General features: G+C 71.1%; 18 protein-coding genes. 9 read left to right on the top strand and 9 right to left on the bottom strand.

Going from position 1 to position 18,032, the window contains the following annotated elements:
• Positions 1-5: 5 nt before the first annotated feature.
• Complete coding sequence (locus tag ACQP0U_RS29615) at positions 6-503, bottom strand: NUDIX domain-containing protein (protein WP_433313414.1); 498 nt, start codon at positions 501-503, stop codon at positions 6-8.
• 116 nt (positions 504-619) lie between these two features.
• Between ACQP0U_RS29615 and ACQP0U_RS29620 the strand changes: the two genes are divergently transcribed.
• Positions 620-1,177 carry a DinB family protein gene (locus tag ACQP0U_RS29620; protein WP_433313417.1) on the top strand — a complete coding sequence of 186 codons (558 nt, stop codon included), beginning with the start codon at positions 620-622 and terminating at the stop codon, positions 1,175-1,177.
• A gap of 42 nt (positions 1,178-1,219) precedes the next feature.
• Complete coding sequence (locus tag ACQP0U_RS29625) at positions 1,220-1,846, top strand: class I SAM-dependent methyltransferase (protein ID WP_433313419.1); 627 nt, start codon at positions 1,220-1,222, stop codon at positions 1,844-1,846.
• 158 nt (positions 1,847-2,004) lie between these two features.
• Here ACQP0U_RS29625 and ACQP0U_RS29630 read toward each other — a convergent pair whose 3' ends face one another.
• Positions 2,005-2,178: a hypothetical protein gene (locus ACQP0U_RS29630; RefSeq protein ID WP_357196421.1), complete on the bottom strand. Its 174-nt coding sequence runs from the start codon at positions 2,176-2,178 to the stop codon at positions 2,005-2,007.
• A gap of 708 nt (positions 2,179-2,886) precedes the next feature.
• Here ACQP0U_RS29630 and ACQP0U_RS29635 point away from each other — a divergent pair.
• The gene (locus ACQP0U_RS29635; protein ID WP_433313421.1) at positions 2,887-3,111 is read left to right on the top strand and encodes a winged helix-turn-helix domain-containing protein; all 225 of its coding nucleotides are present in this window, start codon (positions 2,887-2,889) and stop codon (positions 3,109-3,111) included.
• 428 nt (positions 3,112-3,539) lie between these two features.
• On the opposite strand, the gene ACQP0U_RS29640 is transcribed toward ACQP0U_RS29635, so the two are convergent.
• The 3 genes from ACQP0U_RS29640 to ACQP0U_RS29650 form a co-directional block, all read right to left on the bottom strand.
• On the bottom strand, positions 3,540-3,794 hold the full coding sequence (locus ACQP0U_RS29640; RefSeq protein WP_007465523.1) for a Smr/MutS family protein: 255 nt from the start codon (positions 3,792-3,794) through the stop codon (positions 3,540-3,542).
• A gap of 116 nt (positions 3,795-3,910) precedes the next feature.
• On the bottom strand, positions 3,911-4,279 hold the full coding sequence (locus ACQP0U_RS29645) for a tetratricopeptide repeat protein (RefSeq protein WP_112584722.1): 369 nt from the start codon (positions 4,277-4,279) through the stop codon (positions 3,911-3,913).
• A 98-nt stretch (positions 4,280-4,377) separates the two neighbouring features.
• A complete protein-coding gene (locus tag ACQP0U_RS29650) occupies positions 4,378-5,148 on the bottom strand; it encodes an ROK family protein (RefSeq protein WP_433313425.1) in 771 nt (256 codons plus the stop codon).
• A 62-nt stretch (positions 5,149-5,210) separates the two neighbouring features.
• On the opposite strand from ACQP0U_RS29650, the gene ACQP0U_RS29655 reads away from it, so the two are divergent.
• From ACQP0U_RS29655 to ACQP0U_RS29665, 3 genes are all read left to right on the top strand, one after another.
• On the top strand, positions 5,211-6,848 hold the full coding sequence (locus ACQP0U_RS29655; protein ID WP_433313428.1) for an ABC-F family ATP-binding cassette domain-containing protein: 1,638 nt from the start codon (positions 5,211-5,213) through the stop codon (positions 6,846-6,848).
• A gap of 38 nt (positions 6,849-6,886) precedes the next feature.
• On the top strand, positions 6,887-7,195 hold the full coding sequence (locus ACQP0U_RS29660) for a hypothetical protein (protein ID WP_433313431.1): 309 nt from the start codon (positions 6,887-6,889) through the stop codon (positions 7,193-7,195).
• A gap of 104 nt (positions 7,196-7,299) precedes the next feature.
• Positions 7,300-8,025, top strand: coding sequence for a methyltransferase domain-containing protein (locus ACQP0U_RS29665; protein WP_433313433.1), 726 nt, complete (start codon positions 7,300-7,302; stop codon positions 8,023-8,025).
• Here the strand turns inward: ACQP0U_RS29665 and ACQP0U_RS29670 are convergent.
• Positions 8,022-9,029 (bottom strand): LacI family DNA-binding transcriptional regulator, encoded by a 1,008-nt coding sequence (locus ACQP0U_RS29670; RefSeq protein ID WP_433313436.1) that lies wholly within the window; start codon positions 9,027-9,029, stop codon positions 8,022-8,024. The genes ACQP0U_RS29665 and ACQP0U_RS29670 overlap by 4 nt on opposite strands.
• 37 nt (positions 9,030-9,066) lie before the next feature.
• A complete protein-coding gene (locus ACQP0U_RS29675) occupies positions 9,067-10,515 on the bottom strand; it encodes an amino acid permease (RefSeq protein ID WP_433313439.1) in 1,449 nt (482 codons plus the stop codon).
• 235 nt (positions 10,516-10,750) lie between these two features.
• Between ACQP0U_RS29675 and ACQP0U_RS29680 the strand changes: the two genes are divergently transcribed.
• Positions 10,751-12,409: a family 10 glycosylhydrolase gene (locus ACQP0U_RS29680; protein WP_433313442.1), complete on the top strand. Its 1,659-nt coding sequence runs from the start codon at positions 10,751-10,753 to the stop codon at positions 12,407-12,409.
• A 180-nt stretch (positions 12,410-12,589) separates the two neighbouring features.
• Positions 12,590-13,126: a phospholipase gene (locus tag ACQP0U_RS29685; protein WP_433313445.1), complete on the top strand. Its 537-nt coding sequence runs from the start codon at positions 12,590-12,592 to the stop codon at positions 13,124-13,126.
• A 148-nt stretch (positions 13,127-13,274) separates the two neighbouring features.
• On the opposite strand, the gene ACQP0U_RS29690 is transcribed toward ACQP0U_RS29685, so the two are convergent.
• Together ACQP0U_RS29690 and ACQP0U_RS29695 are read right to left on the bottom strand one after the other, a co-directional pair.
• Entirely contained in the window at positions 13,275-16,115 is a 2,841-nt protein-coding gene (locus ACQP0U_RS29690) for an ATP-binding protein (RefSeq protein WP_433313448.1), read from the bottom strand.
• Between the two features lie 152 nt (positions 16,116-16,267).
• Positions 16,268-16,483: an FmdB family zinc ribbon protein gene (locus ACQP0U_RS29695; protein ID WP_433313451.1), complete on the bottom strand. Its 216-nt coding sequence runs from the start codon at positions 16,481-16,483 to the stop codon at positions 16,268-16,270.
• A gap of 37 nt (positions 16,484-16,520) precedes the next feature.
• Here ACQP0U_RS29695 and ACQP0U_RS29700 point away from each other — a divergent pair, with 37 nt between their 5' ends.
• Positions 16,521-17,972 (top strand): lytic murein transglycosylase, encoded by a 1,452-nt coding sequence (locus tag ACQP0U_RS29700; protein ID WP_433313454.1) that lies wholly within the window; start codon positions 16,521-16,523, stop codon positions 17,970-17,972.
• Positions 17,973-18,032: the final 60 nt, after the last annotated feature.

Raw genomic sequence — 18,032 nt, forward strand, 5'->3', positions numbered from 1 at the left:
GTCACCTAGAGGCCGAGCGGGACGGGCCGGGGTGGCACTCCGTCAGCGAGCAATGCGGCCAACGGGGTGGCGAGGTCGCGGGGCGAGAACAGCTCCGGGCCGCGGTGTTCCCTGAATTCGGACAGCGACCACCAACGCCAGCCGACGACGTGCTCGGCGGCGAGTTCCTCATCGGTCATCGAGCCGCGCGGCACGAACGACGCGGTCCGAACGAGGAAGTAGTCGTTTACGACGCCATCGTGGCCGGGTGCGTGCCCGGAGGCGACTATCTCCTGCCGCCAGACCTGAGGCGGGTCGACATGGAGAGCAAGACCAACCTCTTCGCGCAGCTCTCGCCGCAGGGCGACCAGTGGCGTCTCACCGTCTTCGACGCCACCCGCGGGAGTAATCCACACAACGATGGTGCCGGCCGGATCGGGAATGGCGAGTCGGAGCAGCAGAACACGGTCGTCTTCGTCGACGACGACCGCACGCGCCGATCGCCGCAGGTTAACCGTCGACATCAGGACACCCTAGGGGTCAACGACCGCCGTCGACGCCCGCGACGGTCGTGTGCACCTCCGCACGCTGACCGCTCCCGCCGGCCACTGCCGTCCTCCGCTCTCTGTAGCGTGCGGAAATGACAAGGAGCGAGCGAATCGCGGACCAACTGGACCGGCACTGGCAGAAGAACCTGCGTCCGCGGCTGCACGGTCTTGCCGATGAGGAGTACTTCTGGGAGCCGGTGCGTGGCTGCTGGAGCATCCGCCCACAGGGCACGTCGGCCGCACCGATGTCGGTAGGTTCGGGGGAATGGGCGATGGACTCCGCGTCCCCTGATCCGGTGCCGGCGCCGGTCACCACAATTGCCTGGCGGCTGGCGCACATCATCGTCTCCTGCCTGGGTTATCGGGTCGGGTGGCACTTCGGCGGCCAGGACGTCGACTCCCAGACCTTCGCCTACGCGGGCACCGCAGACGAGGCGCTGAAACAGCTCGATGAGATGTACGCAAGATGGAACGCGGGGGTCCGCGAACTCTCGGACGCCGACCTGGAGAATCCACCCACGGTGGGTCCCGAGCGGTTCCCCATGGAGGGCATCGTCCTGCACGTCAACCGGGAGCTGATCCATCACGGCGCCGAGATCTCCCTGCTGCGCGACCTCTACCGCTGGCAGGACGAAGCCGTACCGCGATGAATGGATCGGCAAAGTGGCACCGAGCCTCGTAGCGTTCCCGGAATGAGCAGGAGCGACGAGCGCGACGTGGTCCGACGCGGGTACGACGCACTCTCCTACCACTATCGATCAAACGACGCTGACGACGGCCAGTACGGTCCCTGGCTGGCCGACCTGCACCAGCGCCTACCTGCCTCAGCGGCAGTCCTCGACCTCGGATGCGGCTGCGGGGTGCCGGTCGCCCGCTTCCTCGCCGACGCCGGACACCACGTCACCGGCGTTGACATCAGCGACGTGCAGATTGAGCGGGCGCGCCGCCTGGTGCCCACCGGCACCTTTCTCCGCGCCGACGCCACCCGGCTCGACCTGCCGCCGGCCTCGTTCGACGCCGTGGTGTGCCTGTACGCCTTCATCCACATGCCCTTGGCCGACCAGCCGCAGCTCATCAAGAGCATCGCCACCTGGTTACGCCCCGGCGGCTGGCTGCTCACCACCGTCGGCAACACCGCCTGGACAGGCACCGATGACAACTGGCTCGATGGCCGCGCCACCATGTGGTGGAGCCATGCCGACGCCTCCAGTTACCGCTCATGGCTGCAACAGGCGGGGCTGACGATCGTCGCCGAGGATTTCGTCCCGGAAGGCAGCAGCGGGCACGCCCTCTTCTGGGCGCAGCGCCCACAGAGCTGACCTGGCCCGCGCCACTGCTGGCCAGCCTGGCAATGCTCGCGGTCCTCGTCGCCCGTACCCGGATCGGCTCGTCGGCCGCGCTGGGCAGGCTGTCCACGGTGCTTCCGCTGGCCGTGTGCGGACTCCTCATGGCCAGCCTCTGACCGCCGCTACTCGCATCAGATCAGCCGCTGGATGCGGACTTTCGGGCGCTCGTTTCGCAGGTGGCCATGTTTGTGCTGACGAATCTGCTCGTCCCAGACGTCTTGGTCGTAGTCGGGGTCCGGCGGGATCCACTTGTGGGAGCCGTCGCTGTAGTGGAACTTCTCGTCACCCGCACGAAGGATGCTCACCGGGTCCAACCAAGGAAGCGAAAGTGCAGATGGCCGGCGGGAACATGGACCAAGTCCTGGGCCGCGTCAATCAGTTGGGCGGCCAGGTAGAGGGCGAGTGACACTGGGGCCCCGTCGTACTCCGCTTGCAACTCCCGACGGCGGGTGCAGCAGGGCCAGTCAGCACCACACCCGGCGCAGATCCAGGTCGGGGTAATCGCGAGATGGCTCGTCATTGCGTTTCGTCCTGACTCGGCCAGTGACGGCGACTGATCGGGATGCGATGGCGGCTTCTGCATGGCAGGTCGGCGCCGCAGCGACAGATGCGTCGCCAGTGCCGCCACGACCAGTGGGGCCGATGGCGGCGCGCGAGGGTGAGCGCCACTGCGATGACGTACTCGTCGTAGGACACCCGATGCTGGTTGTTCTCCGCCCTTCGCTGCCGATCGCCGAGATCCCCAGCCGCACGGGCGAAGCGTCCGGATGAGGCAGCATCGTTCGGTCTGGTCACAGTGCCTCCCGCCGATGCCTGGGGTTCCGTGGGCACCCGGCCACCCGTGCACGGAGACAGGGCACCCACGGCAGGACGACCCGGCCGCCAAGCTGGGTAGCCCCACAAGCAACTTAGGACGCAATGTACGCAGGGTCAACAGCTACGACACATAGCGTTGTAAGTCGAGCCGAAGATGTGGTCTGCTTGCACCAGCCGCCAAGCTGGGAGCACCACCTATGTCTGAAGCCGCGTACCTACAGGTCGCCCGAGATATCCGCGAGCAGATCAGCTCCGGCCAGTTGAAGCCGGGCGACAAGCTGCCGTCCTTCGCCGCCCTGTGCGAGCACTACGACGTCAGCAACACGGTGATCCGCGCCTCCATGCTCTTACTCAAAGCCGAGGGCTTGATCGACGGGCGGCAGGGCAAGGGCGTGTACGTCGCCAACCCGCCTTCCAAATAGATCACGGCGCTGTGTGCTGGAGGCGACTCTTTCGATCGCATCGCAGCGGACACGTTCGCAGCAAAGGCCCGCCTCTGCAGGGGCACTCTGGGCTCATCCGCCTCACTATGGTGTGCCGCTTGGATCCCCTGTACAGCCGCAGTGGATCGAGTCGAGTCGGTGGCAACGTAGCGCTCGGAGCCGGTCTGCTGATCGCCTTGCTCATGGCCACTCCACCGCGTCGGCTCGGCAGCCTGCTCCTCCGTCACCCGCCCAGTATCCGACCACTGGCGCAGACGCATCGCCGCACCTCACGACGAAGATCCATTCGACGCCAAACCGAACCGATCCCTCCGAAGCTAGATGGAATCTAACTTCGACGCGATCTACCTAAACCAAGGGTCGATGGCCGCGTGGGCCGGTCGCCTCAGAACACTGGCCGTTCGGCGCTACTTCCAGCGGAAGTGGACGAAGAGGCGGCCGAAGTTCTTCGAGTCCTTCTCCACGCGGTGGTAGAGCTGCTTGACGTCCTTCTGGTCGAGGAACCGCAGCACGCGCTTCTTGAGCTGGCCGGACCCCTTGCCGGGGATGATCTCGACGAGGGTGGCCTTCTTCGCCACCGCCTCGTCCATGATCCCGCGCAGCGCGCGGTCGATGTCCTGGCCCTTGTTGAAGATCTCGTGCAGGTCCAGCTTGAGCTTCATGCCGCAGCCCCCGGCCGGTCAGGTCCCATGTCCGCCATCCTAGGCACGTCCAGCAGGTTGCCCGACGACGAAGGGGCGGCCCCGAAGGACCGCCCCCGTCACGTTACGGGCCACGTTCAGCGCCGGCCGCCCAGTCGGGTCTCCACCCGCTCCAGCGCGGTCCGGTAGTCGTCGTTGGCCGCGTACATCGCTGCGGCGATCCGCAGGTGCCGCAGCGCGTCGGTGTGCCGGTTCAGCCGCTCCAGCGTCCGACCGAGCACGTGGTGCGCGTAGTGGTCGCTCGGGTCCCGCTCGACCAACTCGCGCAGGTGCTCCTCGGCCCGGTTGAGCTGGGCCGACTGGAAGTACGCCCGGGCCAGCAACTGCCGGACCGCCGCGTTGCCGGGTTCGGCGTCGATGATCGGCTCCAGCAGTCGGGCCGCCCCGCTGGGGTCACCGGTTTCGAAGAACATGGTCGCCCGCCGGTAGTCCGCCAGAAGATCCATCTGCCACCTCCTCGGGTCGCACCGTCACCTGTTCCGACGCTGGCACAACACCGCGCGTTTGGCGACTGTTCCCGGAGTCGAGATCAGACGAGATCCGGTCAGGTGCGGGCGTCCCGGCGGCCGGCGGAGAGCTCCCAGGCCCGGACACCGCCGACGATTCCGGCGGTGTTCGGCACCACCACGACATCGTCGCCCATCCGGGCCAGTTGCTCGGGCCGGATCAGTCGGGAGTTGCCCCCGCCCAGGTAGAGCCGGTCCCAGCGGAAAACCGGGCGGAGCCCGTCCACCACCTGCCGGATCCGACGGGACCAGAAGGCGTCGCCGAGCCGTCGGCGTTCCGGCTCGCCGACGTACGTGTCGTAGGTGGTGCCCCAGCGCACCGGCGCGTGCGACAGCTCCAGGTGCGGTGCGAGCACCCCGCCGTCGAAGAGCGCGCTGCCCAGCCCCGTCCCCAGGGTCAGCACCAGCTCGCAGCCGGTGCCGGCGACCACTCCGGCACCGTGCACCTCGGCGTCGTTGAGCACCAGCGCCGGCACCCCGAACGCGTCGGCCAGGGCACCCCGGGCGTCCCAGCCGGACCACTCGGCGACCAGGTCCGGGTCGACCCGGCTGCGGGGGCCGCTGCGGGTCACGTAGTGCGGCGTGCTGACGACCACTCCGTGCCGGATCATCCCGGGTACGCCGACCGTGAGCCGGTCCGCCGTCGGCAGGCGCCCGCCCAGATCCAGCAGGGTCCGGACAAACAACGCGGGCGGCAACGGGTACGGGGTCGGCACCCGCAACGGCCGGGCCCGCATCGTTCCCGCCTCGTCGAGCACGGACGCCTTGATGCCTCCGCCGCCACAGTCGATCGCCAGTGTGGTCACCACGTCGTTGAGTCTGCCCGCTGCCGGCCGGTCCTATGCGGCGGGCCGGATAGGCTGCCGTCCTGATGAGCGCCACGATGATCGTCAAGGACCTGGCCGCCGGGCACGGCGACCGCCCGCTCTTCGCCGGATTGGACCTGGTGGTCGCCCCCGGCGACGTGGTCGGGCTGGTCGGGCCGAACGGGGCCGGCAAGTCGACGCTGCTGCGTACCCTCGCCGGGTTGTTGCCTGTCGAAGCCGGCAGCGTGCGGCTCAGCCCGCCCACCGCGAGCGTCGGACACCTGCCGCAGGAGCCGGAACGGCGACCTGGCGAGACGGTACGCGACTTCCTGGCCCGCCGAACCGGGGTGACCGCCGCGCAGGTGGCGTTGGACGCGGCGACCGAGGCGCTGACCGCCGGGGCGGCGGGCGCCGACGACGCGTACGGCGACGCGCTGGAGCGCTGGCTCGCCCTCGGCGGTGCGGACCTGGACGAACGCGCGGAGCAGGTGAGCGCCGACCTGGGGCTCGCGGTCGACCTGGACCACCCGACGACGGGGCTGTCCGGCGGCCAGGCGGCCCGCGCCGGGCTCGCGTCGCTGCTGCTCAGCCGGTACGACGTGTTCCTGCTCGACGAGCCGACGAACGACCTGGACCTGGCCGGGTTGGAGCGGCTGGAGGAGTTCGTAACCGGGCTGCGGGCCGGCACGGTGCTGGTCAGCCACGACCGGGAGTTCCTCACCCGCACGGTCACCCGGGTACTGGAGCTGGACCTGCCGCAGCAGCAGGTCAACCACTTTGGCGGCGGCTACGCGGCCTACCTGGAGGAGCGCGAGGTGGCCCGCCGGCACGCCCGCGCGGACTTCGAGGAGTACGCCGACACCAAGGCTGGGCTGGAGGCGCGGGCCCGCACCCAGCGTGGGTGGATGGAGAAAGGCGTGCGGAACGCCCGCCGCAAGGCCACCGACAACGACAAGATCGGCCGCAAGTTCCGCAGCGAGTCGAGCGAGAAGCAGGCCGCCAAGGCCAAGCAGACCGAACGGCTCATCGAACGGCTCGACGTGGTCGAGGAGCCCCGCAAGGAGTGGGAGCTGCGGATGGAGATCGCCGCCGCGCCCCGCGCCGGCGCCGTCGTGGCGACGCTGCGCGGAGCTGTGGTACGCCGGGGTGGCTTCACCCTCGGCCCGGTCGACCTCCAGATCGACTGGGCGGACCGGGTCGCGGTGACCGGGGCGAACGGCTCGGGCAAGTCCACCCTGTTGGCCGCGCTGCTGGGCCGGCTGCCGCTGGACGCCGGCACCGCCTCGCTCGGGCCGGGTGTGGTGATCGGCGAGGTGGACCAGGCGCGAGGGCTGTTCCTCGGCGACGTGCCGCTGATCGACGCGTTCGAGGCGGCCGTACCCCATCTGTCACCGGCGGACGCGCGGACCCTGCTGGCCAAGTTCGGTCTGCGTGCGGCGCACGTGCCCCGACCGGCGGCCACCCTCTCCCCCGGTGAGCGGACCCGGGCCGCGCTGGCCCTGCTCCAGGGCCGTGGGGTCAACCTGCTGGTGCTGGACGAGCCCACCAACCACCTGGATCTGCCCGCCATCGAGCAGCTCGAATCGGCGCTGGCCAGCTACCCCGGAACGCTGCTGCTGGTCACCCACGACCGGCGGATGCTCGCCGCGATCGAGACCAACCGACGACTGCGGGTCGACGCCGGGCGGATCGCCGAGGATTGATCCGTGCCCACGGGCCGGCGCGGGGTGAGAATGACGCCATGCTCAAGTGGGAGTACGCCCTGCTGGTCCGCCGCCGCCAGGCCGCGACCAACGACCTCGGCTGGGAGGTCGTCTTCGTCTGGTACGGCCCGGACGGCTCGATGGTCGACGTGACGCCGTACGGCGACACCTCGCTGGCCCACCTGAACCGGGCCGGCGACCAGGGCTGGGAGTTGGTCGCGATGAGCGAGGACCCGTCCCTGCCCGGCAACCACGAACTGCACCGCTACCACCTCAAGCGACCGAAGCCCGCCGACCCACCGCCGCGCCAGCGGATCCGCGGGGGCCGCCGCACCCTCTCCGGCTGACCCGGGCGGGCCGACCCCGCGGAAGCGTGGGCCGGGCCGACAAGGCGGGCGGGCGGGGCATAACGGGCGCGATTGCGGGTATCGCGCGGCGGGAGGTGACCCGAATGGTCGCTTTGGCACAGACTCCGCCCTCGGCCGACCGGCTGCGGGCGATCGACGATTTCCTCGCTCAGGCGTGGGCGGACCAGGTCCGCCACGATGACCGGTTGCGGGACCTGGCGGTCGAGGTGCGGTTCGACCGGGGGGTGGCCCACCTGAGCGGTGAGGTGGCCGACCCCGCCCAGCTACGGCTGGTGCGGGACCTGGTGGGGCAGCTTGCCGGTGTCTACGGCGTCTGGTGCCGGGTCGGCATCGGCGGGCGGGCGCCGGTGGTCGTGGACCTCGGTTGTGGGCCGTCCAAGCAGTGGTCGAGCAACCTGGGGCTGGACATCTACCCGGCACCCGGTGTGGACGCCGTCGCGGACCTGTCCGGCTCGCTGCCGCTCGCCGACAACTCGGTGGACGTCCTCTTCGCGGTGCACATCCTGGAGCACCTGATCGACTTTCTGCCGCTCGTCGACGAGTGTCATCGGGTGCTCCGCCCCGGCGGTGTCCTCCATGTGATGAGCCCCTGGTGGGGCCATGTGAACGCGGTGGCCGACCCGACCCACGTCCGGCTGATGGACGTGCAGACGTTCAAGGGGATCTGCCAGCTCCGGCCACCGGGCACGCCGCGCTGGTACCCGTTGCACGCCGGCTGCGACGGCGCCTCGATCTTCGCCGACCTGACCCCCCTCCCCCCGGACGCCGACCCGGCACCCCGGTCCCACCTGGCCCGCTTCTTCGACTAGCGGGTCCGGGTGGACTCGCGGAGTTGCAGGCGATAGGGGGCGGAGAGTTCCCGCGCGGGGACGGTGCGGTCGCCGTCCAGGCGGTCGGCAAGGAGTTGGACCGCCAGTCGGGCGATCCGCTCCTTGTCCGGGGCGACGGTGCTCAGGGTCGGGATGGCGAACCTGCCGTCCTCGATGTCGTCGAAGCCGACCACCGCCACGTCCTCGGGCACCCGCACGCCGGCCTCGTGCAGTGCGCGCAGGGCACCGAGGGCCAACGTGTCGTTGAAGCAGAAGACGGCGTCGGGGCGTACCCCGGAGGTGAGCAGGCCGCTCATCGCGGCCGCGCCGTCGGCGCGGTGCCAGGCCGGTGCGGACGCCACCAGGGCCTGGTCGTAGTCGAGCCCGGCGGCGCGCAGCGCGTCGCGGTAGCCGGCCAGCCGCAGCCGGGCGCTGGCGCCCTCGTCGGTGGGCTGCGCGCCGACGGCCGCGATCCGGCGGCGACCGAGCTGGATCAGGTGGCTGGTGATCTCCCGGGCCGCCGCCACGTTGTCGATCACCACGCGGTCCGCCGGGCCGTGTGCGATCCGCTCGCCGAGCAGCACCGTCGGGATGCCGTCCAGGCCGGCCAGGTCCTCCGCGGTGAGCGCCGTCGGGCTGAGGATGAGCCCGTCGATCAGGTGGTCGGTGATACCGGCGGCCACCACCCGTTCCTGCTCACGCCGACCGCCGGTCTGGTCGATGAGCACCGTCCAGCCGCGCTCGGCTGCGGCGGTGACCACGTGGCGGGCCAGTTCGGCGACGTACGGGACGTCCAGTTTCGGGACGGCCAGCGCGATCACGCCGGTGCGTCCCTTGCGGAGGTGACGGGCGGAGAGGTTGGGCCGGTAGTTGAGTTCGGCGATCGCCTCCTCGACGCGGGCACGGGTGTCCGGTCGCACGTGCACGTGGCCGTTCACGACGTTGGAGACGGTCTTGACGGAGACGCCGGCCCGCTCGGCCACGTCCTTGAGTCTGTGTCGCACGCCGCACCCTCCCCGAGGTGACGGGCGCACCATACCGTCAGCGACCCTCCTGCACGGCGGGCTCGTGTCGGGCCAGCCGGTTGCGGCGGTAGCCGTAACCGAAGTAGATCAACGCGCCGAGCAGCATCCAGGCCAGGAACCGCAGCCAGGTCTCCACCGACAGGTTGAGCATCAGGTAGAAGCAGGCCAACGCCGAGACGATCGGCAGCACCGGCGAGAACGGCACCCGGAACGGGCGCTCCAGGTCCGGGCGCTTGCGGCGCAGGATCGGCACCGCCACCGACACGAGCACGAAGGCGCAGAGCGCGCCGATGCTGACCAGGTCGGCCAGGGCGGACAGCGGCAGGAAGCCGGCCAGCAGCGCGACCGCCACCGTCATGATCGCCGAGATCCGGTACGGGGTGCCCCAGCGCGGATGCACCTTCGCGATCGAGGGCGGGATCAACCCGTCCCGGGCGATGGCGAAGCCGATCCGGCCCATCGCCACCAGGTCGACCAGGATGACGCTGGTCAGGCCCGCGACCGCGGCGATGGAGACCAGCACGGCCGCCCAGCCCGCGCCGACCGACTCGAAGGCCGACGCGATCGGGGCGCCCCGGTCGATCTCGGTGTACGGCACCATTCCGACCACCACCAGCGAGACTCCGATGTAGAGCACGGTGGAGATCAGCAGCGTGCCGAGCAGGCCCAGGGTGAGGTCCCGCTTGGGCTTCCTCGTCTCCTCGCCCAGGTTCGCCACGGCCTCGAAGCCGGTGTACGCGAAGAAGACCACTGCGGCGGCGCTGAGCACCCCGACGAAGCCGAAGACTGAGGGCTCCAGCCCGAAGAGCGCCTGCGTGACAGGTTGCTTGATGCCGTCGTCGCCGCTCCCGGCGGGCTCGGCCGGCGGAATGAACGGGGTGAGGTTGGCGGCCTTGACGAAGAACAGCCCGGCGACCACCACGAAGACGCAGATGGCCACCTTGACCAGCACCAGCAGGTTGGTGATCCGGGCGGACTCCCGGATGCCGACGATCGCCACGATGCCGAGGATCAGCACGATGGCGATGGCACCCACGTTGACAGTGCTGCCCTCCTCACCGAACCAGCGGGTCGGCAGGTCGAGCAGTTCAGCGAGGTAGCCGGACCAGCCTCGGGCCACCACTGCGGCGCCGAGCGCGAACTCCAGCAGCAGGTCCCAGCCGATGATCCAGGCGACGATCTCGCCCATCGTGGCGTACGCGTAGGTGTAGGCGCTGCCGGCGGTCGGCACGCTGGAGGCCAGTTCGGCGTAGCAGAGGGCGGCGAGCAGGGCCACCACGCCGGCGATGGCGAAGGAGATCACCACGCCGGGGCCGGCGCTGTCCCGCGCCTCGATCCCGGTGAGCGTGAAGATGCCGGTGCCGATCACGATGCCGATGCCGAAGCCGGTGAGGTCGACCGCGCCGAGCCGTCTCTTCAGCCCGAGCTGGCCGTCGCTCCCGTCCGCCTCACCTTGGGCTATCACGTCCTTGATTGGTTTCGTACGCAGCACGGACACCCGGTCACCCCTCCCACCGTGCGACCACCTCCGTGGCGGCCGGTGACCGGCGTTGCTACCCAGCGGCGCGATTGGTCAACCACGAACCCTTGCGGCGATGGCCAGATTGTGAAAATTTCCTACCAGCAACGCGGACATCGGCGGCGAATCTTGCCGAGCGCCCCGCGGACCATCCGGGAGCCCCAACGAAGGGACACACCGCATGAAAGCCACCCGACTCGGAGTCGCCGGGCTGGTCGCAGCCCTGCTCGGCACGTTTGTCAGCGCCACCCCCGCGAGCGCCGCGCCCAGCGCGGCCGAGACCACCACCGCCACCTGCGCCACCGACCCGGCCACCCCGAAGCGGCAGTTCCGGGCCATGTGGATCTCGTCGGTGGTCAACATCGACTGGCCCAGCAAGGCGTCCCAGACCAGCCCGGACCGGATCGCGGCCCAGCAGGCCGAGTACCGCGAACTGCTCGACCTGGCCGGGCGACTGCACCACAACGCCGTCGTGGTGCAGGTCCGGCCCACCGCCGACGCGCTCTGGCCCTCGCCGTACGAGCCCTGGTCGGAGTACCTGACCGGCGTACGCGGCCAGGACCCGGGCTGGGACCCGCTGGCCTTCCTGGTCGACGAGTCGCACAAGCGGAACCTGGAGTTCCACGCCTGGTTCAACCCGTACCGTGTGTCCATGCCGGCCCCCGGCGGCGCGGGCGCCGACCTCGCCCAACTCGCCCCCGGCCACCCGGCCCAGCAGCACCCGGACTGGACCTTCGCCTACCCACCGGCGGGCGTGGCCGGCAGCCGGCTCTACTACAACCCGGGCATCCCCGAGGTCCGCGAGTTCGTCCAGACCGCCATGATGGACGCGGTCAAGCGGTACGACATCGACGGCGTGCACTTCGACGACTACTTCTACCCCTACCCCAGCGGCACGTACCAGGTGCCGGACGACGCGACCTTCGCGGCACACAACCGGGGCTTCACCGACCGGGCCGACTGGCGGCGGGACAACATCAACCTGCTGATCCAGGAGATGAACGGCAAGATCAAGGCGGCGAAGCCGTGGGTGAAGTTCGGCGTCAGCCCGTTCGGCATCTGGCGCAACAAGACCGCCGACCCGCTCGGCTCGGACACCACCGGCAGCCAGTCGTACGACATCATCTCCGCCGACACCCGCAAGTGGATCAAGCAGGAGTGGATCGACTACGTGGTGCCGCAGCTCTACTGGTACATCGGCCAGTACCCGGCGGCCGACTACGCGCGCCTCGTGCCATGGTGGGCCGAGACGGTGCGCGGCACCCGCGTGCAGCTCTACATCGGCCAGGCCGACTACAAGAGCGGCGACCCGGCGTACGGGCCGTACTGGCAGAACCCGCGTGAGCTGTCCGACCACCTGACGCTCAACCGGTCGTACCCGGAGGTGCAGGGCAACGTGCACTTCTCCGCGGTGCAGGTACGGGCCAACCGGCTCGGCGCCACCGACATCTACGCGGCCGAGCACTACTCCCGCCCGGCGCTGGTGCCGGCCATGCCCCACCTGCCGGCCCGGCCGCTGCTCTTCCCGGTGGTCACCAAGGCGACCCGGCAGGCCGACGGGGTCCGGCTCACCTGGCGGCAGCCCGCCGACGGCGTCGGCCCGCTCGGCACCGCCACCTCGTACGCGATCTACCGGTTCGACGGCACCGCACTGCCCGGTCGCTGCGCCACGGCCGACGCCGCGCACCTTGTCGACACCGTCCGAGCCACGCCCGGCGGCAGCCAGTCCTGGGTGGACACCTCGGCCGAGCCTGGTCGGCGCTACACCTACCAACTGACCGCCGTGGACCGGTCGGCCAACGAGAGCCCCGCGAGCCCGCCGGCCTTCGTTCTGCGCTGACCCGCTTCTCCGAATGCCCCGGACGCCCCGCGCGTCCGGGGCATTCGTCTGTTTCAACGTATGTCACCAATAGTTGGCGATGCGCATACCGCCTAGTTGATCAGGTAATCGACACTCATCAACATCCGGTAACCCGCCGGTAACTTCCGTCCCACCCGCCCACCCCCGCGGAGGTAAACCGTGCCCCGACGTCTCGCCACCCTGCTCGCCTCGGGCGCGTTAGCGCTGCTCGCCACCCTCACCGTCGCCTCCCCCGCCGCCGCCGTCACCCCCGCCCAACGGCTCTCCGTGCTGTCCAGTTGGACCCAGACCAGCGCGTCCAGCTACAACTCGTGGAACAGCGCCCGGGTCAACCGGGCCCCCTGGGCCGAGTACAACTTCAACTGGTCCACCGACTACTGCTCGTCCAGCCCGGACAACCCGCTCGGGTTCACCTTCAACCTGGGCTGCTACCGGCACGACTTCGGCTACCGCAACTACAAGGCCGTCGGCCAGTTCCCCGCCAACAAGTCACGCCTCGACAGCGCCTTCTACGAGGACCTGAAGCGCGTCTGCGCCACGTACAACACTGTCGTCCGGCCGGCCTGCTACAGCCTGGCCTGGACCTACTACCAGGCGGTCAGCATCTTCGGTTCGGTAGCGGCCGTCCAGCAGGCCGACATCGACCGCGCCGCCCGAATGAAGGCCGAAGCCGAAGCCAAGGCCGCAACCCGCTAACCCCCACCCCCACCCTGTCCCCCACCCCCCCCGCCCCCCGCCCCCGCCCCCGCCCCGTTGATCATGAAGTTATTGCCCGTCGGCACGGCGTGTCGCGGCAATAACTTCATGATCGACAGCGGGGGCGGGGGCGCGCGGGAGGGCGGGGTTAGGCGCGTTCGGTTCGGGTGGCCGGGTGGCGGTCGGGGTCGGCGGGACGGCGGGGGGTTGGTTGGGACAGGCCGGTGCTGAAGCGGGTCGAGTCCGCTGCCAGATCCGGGTGTTCCACGTCCAGTGCCAGCGCCGCGGCCTCGTCCAGCCCCAGTTCGGCGCCCTCGCCGTACGCGTCGTCGAAGGCCGCGTCGCCGAGCACCGCGCGCAACTCCGCCTGCTGTTCGGCCCAGTAGCCGCCGTAGATGCCCGGGGTGGCGCGCATGCTCGCCCGGGTGGCCTGCGCCGCACCGAACAGCCGGGCGGCTGTCAACCGCTCCCCGCCGATCGCGCAGCGCACCGCTACCGCGTTCAAGGTGTCGCACGCCCGGCCGTGGTAGCCGTGGCCCATCCGGGAGCGCAGCGCCACCAGCAGATGCTCGTGCGCGGCGATCACGTCGCCCCGGGCCAGCGCGACCATGCCGAGCAGCATGTCCACCGAACGCCGGCCCCGCTCCACCGGCCGGGCCGCCTCCACCGGACGCACCGCGCCCAGCAGCTCCGCCGCCTCCTCCAGGGCGCCCCGCCGCCAGAGCAGCTCGGCCAGGCTGAACACCGCGAAGAGCGCCTCGCCGACCACGTCCTGCCCGTGTGCCCAGTCGATGACCTCCCGGCACACCCGCTCGGCCTCGACGAACTGCCCCATGTCCACCAGCGGCGCTGCCCTACCGGCGAGCACCCGGGCCAGCAACCCGGCGTCGCCGGCCTGCCGGGCGGCTGCCTCCGCCCGCTGCGAGTAGCGCAACTCCTCGGCGAACTCACCGTCGGCGCTCGCATGCAGCGAATGCATGTGGTACGCCGCCGCCAGCTCCCCCTCCGGGATCCGCTCCCCCGTCTCGGCGATCCGCCCGTACAGCCGGAACAGCCACAGCCGCCCCTCCCGGGCCAGACCCCGCTCCAGCCACCACTGGTCCAGCCCGCCCGCCAGACCGAGACCGGCACGGGCGCTGCCGCCGGTGGCGCACCACCGCAGCGCGGCGCGCAGCTCCCCGGCCAGCGGATCGAGGGCGTACAACGACAGCGTCACCGGCCGGCCGTCCTGGCCCAGGTGGGCCCGGTCCAACGCGTGCGCCGACCAGGCCACGTGCCGGTCCCGAGCGGCCTGCTCCTCGCCCGCCTCGGCCAGCCGTCGCGCCGCGTACGCCCGGATCGGGTCGAGCATCCGGTAGGTGCTGCCGGCGGCCCGCGGCTCGGCCAACACCATCGACTTGTCCACCAGGACCGACAGCGGGTCCAGCGGATCGTCACCCAGCAGCCACTCCACCGTCTCCAGATCCACCGGACCGGCGAAGACCGCCAGCCACCGCAGCAGACGGGCGGCCCGGGGCCCCAGCGTCCGGTACGACCAGGTGACGGTGGCCTGCATGGTCAGATGCCGTTCGGTGGCCGAGCGCTGCACCGCCCGGCTCGCCGCGGTCGGCGGTGACGCACCGGCAGCCGCCGCGACCAGGTCCACGGTGTCCTGCTGGTTGCCGGACCAGCCCCGCTCCACCGGCGGCGGGTCCGGGTCCTCACGGCCGGCGTCCAGGGTGCCGAGGACGTCGTCCAGCCGCTCGGCGAGTTGGCCGACGGAGAGCACCCGCAGCCGGGCGGCGGCCAACTCGATGGCGAGCGGAAGGCCGTCCAGCCGCTGCACGACCCGGCGCAGGTCGGCGGACTCGGCCGGGTCCGGCTGCCGACCACCGCGTGCAGCCGCCGTGCGGTCCAGCAGCAGCGCCACCGCGTCGCTCTCCGCACCGTCAGCGCGCGGGTCGACCGAGAGCGGCGGAATCCGCCACACCACCTCACCGGGCAGGCTGAACGACTCACGACTGGTCGCCAGCACCCGAACGCCGCTTCCGCCGGACAGCAACCGTGCGATCACCTCCGCGCAGGCGGCCGGTTGGGTGTCGCAGGTGTCCAGTACGACAAGCATCCGGCGGCCGGCCGCGTACTCGACGAGGGTGTCCAGCATCGGCCGGCCGGGCTCGGGGCGCAGGCCGAGCACGGCGGCGATGGCGAACGCCACAAGCCCCGGGTCGGTCACCGAGGCGATATCGACGAACCAGACCCCGTCCGGGTACGCCTCGACAACTCCGCTGGCCAACTCCACCGCGAGCCGGGTCTTGCCCGCGCCGCCCGCGCCCAGCACGGTGACCAGGCGGTGCTGCCGTACCAGCAGGCCCAGCTCGATGCGCTCGGCCTGCCGGCCGACGAACGAGGTCACCTGGGTGGGCAGGTTGTGCGCCACCGCGTCGGCGGTGCGGGGCCGCGGGAACTGCCGTTCCAGACCGGGGGCGACCAGTTGGAACAATCGTTCCCGGTCGTCGAAGCCGCGCAGGCGGTGCAGGCCCAGGTCGAGCAGGGTCGCACCGGGCGGCAACGGCTCGGCCCGACGTGCGGTGGACGCCGTGCAGAGCACCTGCCCGCCGTGCGCGGCGGCGGCCACCCGGGCGGCGCGGTGCACCTCGGGGCTGGCGTACTCGCCGTCGCGTGGCTCGGCATAGCCGGTGTGCAGGCCCATCCGCACCCGGGGCGCGGCTTCCGAGGTGGGCCAGTCGTGGCTGGACAGTGCCCGTTGGGCGGTCAGGCACGCGGTCATCGCCGCCGTCGCGTCCTCGAAGGCCAGGAAGAACGAGTCGCCCTCGGTCAGCAGCTCCGCGCCACCCGTGCTGGCCAGCGTGCGGCGCAGCAACCGTCGATGCTCGGCGAGCACCGGGCGGTAGTCCGGGCCGAGCAGCTGGGCCAGCCGGGTCGAGCCCTCGATATCGGTGAACACGAAGGTCACCCAACCGCTCGGGAGCTGGATCCGTGGCGACATGCGAGGAACCTCCGCCCGTGACGTCGGGTTCATGCTGCCTGAGTCCGAACGATCACACATCGTGAGAACGGCCGGGCAAGTGCCGCCTCAACGTGCCACTCGGACCCGCTCCCGGCAAGGCTGGCCCACCAGGCGGCCGCGAATTGGCCCGATCAGCAGCCGCAGGAACCGCCGCAGCAGCCACCAGCGGACGGCGCTGGGGCACCACCGGCGGCGCCGCTCCTGCCGGTGACCGCTATCGCGGAAAGAAGCTTGACCGTGTCGGCGTGTCCCTGTGGGCAACTGGCCGGCTCACCGGCCGCCGCCATCGAACGGTTGACCTCGAAAGTGTCGCCGCAGGCGCGGCAGCGGAACTCGTACCGGGGCATGCCAACCAGGGTACGTGGATCTGGCGGTTGGCGGAGCATGGGTGATACTCGACAGGTGGTGGACGGCGAGGACGACACGCGTGTGCAACCGTTACGACCGGCCGCGCCGCTGGACGGGCCGCTCGAAGGCTCGGGGGCCGCGCCCGATCCGGTGCGGAAGGTGCCCCGCCCCCGCCGCCCCTGGCTGAGCGGGCGTCCGGCGGATGCGCCAACCACGCCACCGGCCACAGCGCCCGCCGAGGCGCCCGAGGCCGCGGTCGCGAAGACCGAAGACAAGAAGACCGACACCCCCGAGGCCGACGTCCCCAAGGCCGAGGACACGAAGGCCGACGCTCCAAAGGCCGAGGACCCGAAGGGCGACGCCCCGAAGGCCGACGCCCCGAAGCCCGACGCCCCGAAGGTGGACGGCAGCGCCAGTGACCCGGGCGCGCCGAAGCCGACCGACGGGGCGAGCGCCGACGCGCCGGCTGGCGAGGCGAAGACCGGTGCCGCGGATCCGGCGAAGACCACTGTGGATGAGATGCCGGTCGTGCCGGCGTCCGACCCGGCCCGTCGGCGGCGGGTGCAGTTCGCGCACGCGGTACGTCTGCCGCCGCGCCGGGCAGCGGCCTCCGCGGCGCGGGCGACCCGTGCGTGGGCTCGCCGGCCGAGTGGTCGGCTGACCCTGCCCGGCGTCTTCCTGCTGGCGCTGGTGGCGGCGACCGCCGCGGTGGGAGCGCTGCTCGTACCGGCGGCGATCCGCGCACCGCGCCCGGTCGCGGTCGACGCCTCGGCCGCGCCGACCGCTGTCGCACCGCCGGGGGCGCCGTCCGGCCTGCCCACCGGCCCGCTGCCCACCGGGCCGCTGCCGACCCTCCCACTGCCCAGCGGCGGGTTGCCCGGCAACGGGCTGCCGACCGGGTCGGTGATCGGTGGTCGACCGTCGGACGCCCTGGCCGGCTGGGCGCAGCAGGTCGGCGCCAAGGTCGGTGTCCCCGCAGTCGCCATGCAGGCGTACGGCTACGCCGAACTGGTGCTCGCCCAGACCAACCGCAGCTGCGCGTTGAGCTGGACCACGCTGGCCGCGATCGGCCAGGTCGAGTCGGGGCACGGCTCGGCCAACCGCGCGCAGTTGGGGCAGGACGGCAAGGCGGTGCCCAACATCATCGGGCTGCCGCTGGACGGGAAGGAAGGTCGGATGCGGATCATCGACACCGACCGTGGGGCGCTCGACGGGGACGCGACCCTCGACCGCGCCATCGGGCCGATGCAGTTCATCCCGACCACCTGGCAGGAAATCGGCGCGGACGCCGACAACGACGGCCGCAAGGACCCCCACGACCTGGACGACGCCGCGCTGGCAGCGGGGAATTACCTCTGCAAGGGCGGCCGGAACCTGAGCATCCCGGGCGACTGGTGGAACGCGATCCTCTCCTACAACGATGTACGGCGGTACGCCCAGGACGTCTACGACACCGCGAACCGGTACGGACGGGCCAGTCGGTCGTGAAGTGATCGTCTCGATACGTTGGAGAACTGGACACTTCCCCCGGGCCTCTGTTAGCGGCAA

The sequence above is a fragment of the Micromonospora sp. CA-269861 genome (assembly GCF_050948505.1).
Classification (GTDB): domain Bacteria; phylum Actinomycetota; class Actinomycetes; order Mycobacteriales; family Micromonosporaceae; genus Micromonospora.

Coding starts and splice junctions, on each gene's coding strand:
- ACQP0U_RS29665 (WP_433313433.1), top strand. CDS start 7,300: ATGGTCGCTTTGGCACAGACTCCGCCCTCGGCCGACCGGCTGCGGGCG.
- ACQP0U_RS29645 (WP_112584722.1), bottom strand. CDS start 4,279: ATGGATCTTCTGGCGGACTACCGGCGGGCGACCATGTTCTTCGAAACC.
- ACQP0U_RS29655 (WP_433313428.1), top strand. CDS start 5,211: ATGAGCGCCACGATGATCGTCAAGGACCTGGCCGCCGGGCACGGCGAC.
- ACQP0U_RS29625 (WP_433313419.1), top strand. CDS start 1,220: ATGAGCAGGAGCGACGAGCGCGACGTGGTCCGACGCGGGTACGACGCA.
- ACQP0U_RS29695 (WP_433313451.1), bottom strand. CDS start 16,483: ATGCCCCGGTACGAGTTCCGCTGCCGCGCCTGCGGCGACACTTTCGAG.
- ACQP0U_RS29635 (WP_433313421.1), top strand. CDS start 2,887: ATGTCTGAAGCCGCGTACCTACAGGTCGCCCGAGATATCCGCGAGCAG.
- ACQP0U_RS29690 (WP_433313448.1), bottom strand. CDS start 16,115: ATGTCGCCACGGATCCAGCTCCCGAGCGGTTGGGTGACCTTCGTGTTC.
- ACQP0U_RS29660 (WP_433313431.1), top strand. CDS start 6,887: ATGCTCAAGTGGGAGTACGCCCTGCTGGTCCGCCGCCGCCAGGCCGCG.
- ACQP0U_RS29620 (WP_433313417.1), top strand. CDS start 620: ATGACAAGGAGCGAGCGAATCGCGGACCAACTGGACCGGCACTGGCAG.
- ACQP0U_RS29640 (WP_007465523.1), bottom strand. CDS start 3,794: ATGAAGCTCAAGCTGGACCTGCACGAGATCTTCAACAAGGGCCAGGAC.
- ACQP0U_RS29615 (WP_433313414.1), bottom strand. CDS start 503: ATGTCGACGGTTAACCTGCGGCGATCGGCGCGTGCGGTCGTCGTCGAC.
- ACQP0U_RS29680 (WP_433313442.1), top strand. CDS start 10,751: ATGAAAGCCACCCGACTCGGAGTCGCCGGGCTGGTCGCAGCCCTGCTC.
- ACQP0U_RS29700 (WP_433313454.1), top strand. CDS start 16,521: ATGGGTGATACTCGACAGGTGGTGGACGGCGAGGACGACACGCGTGTG.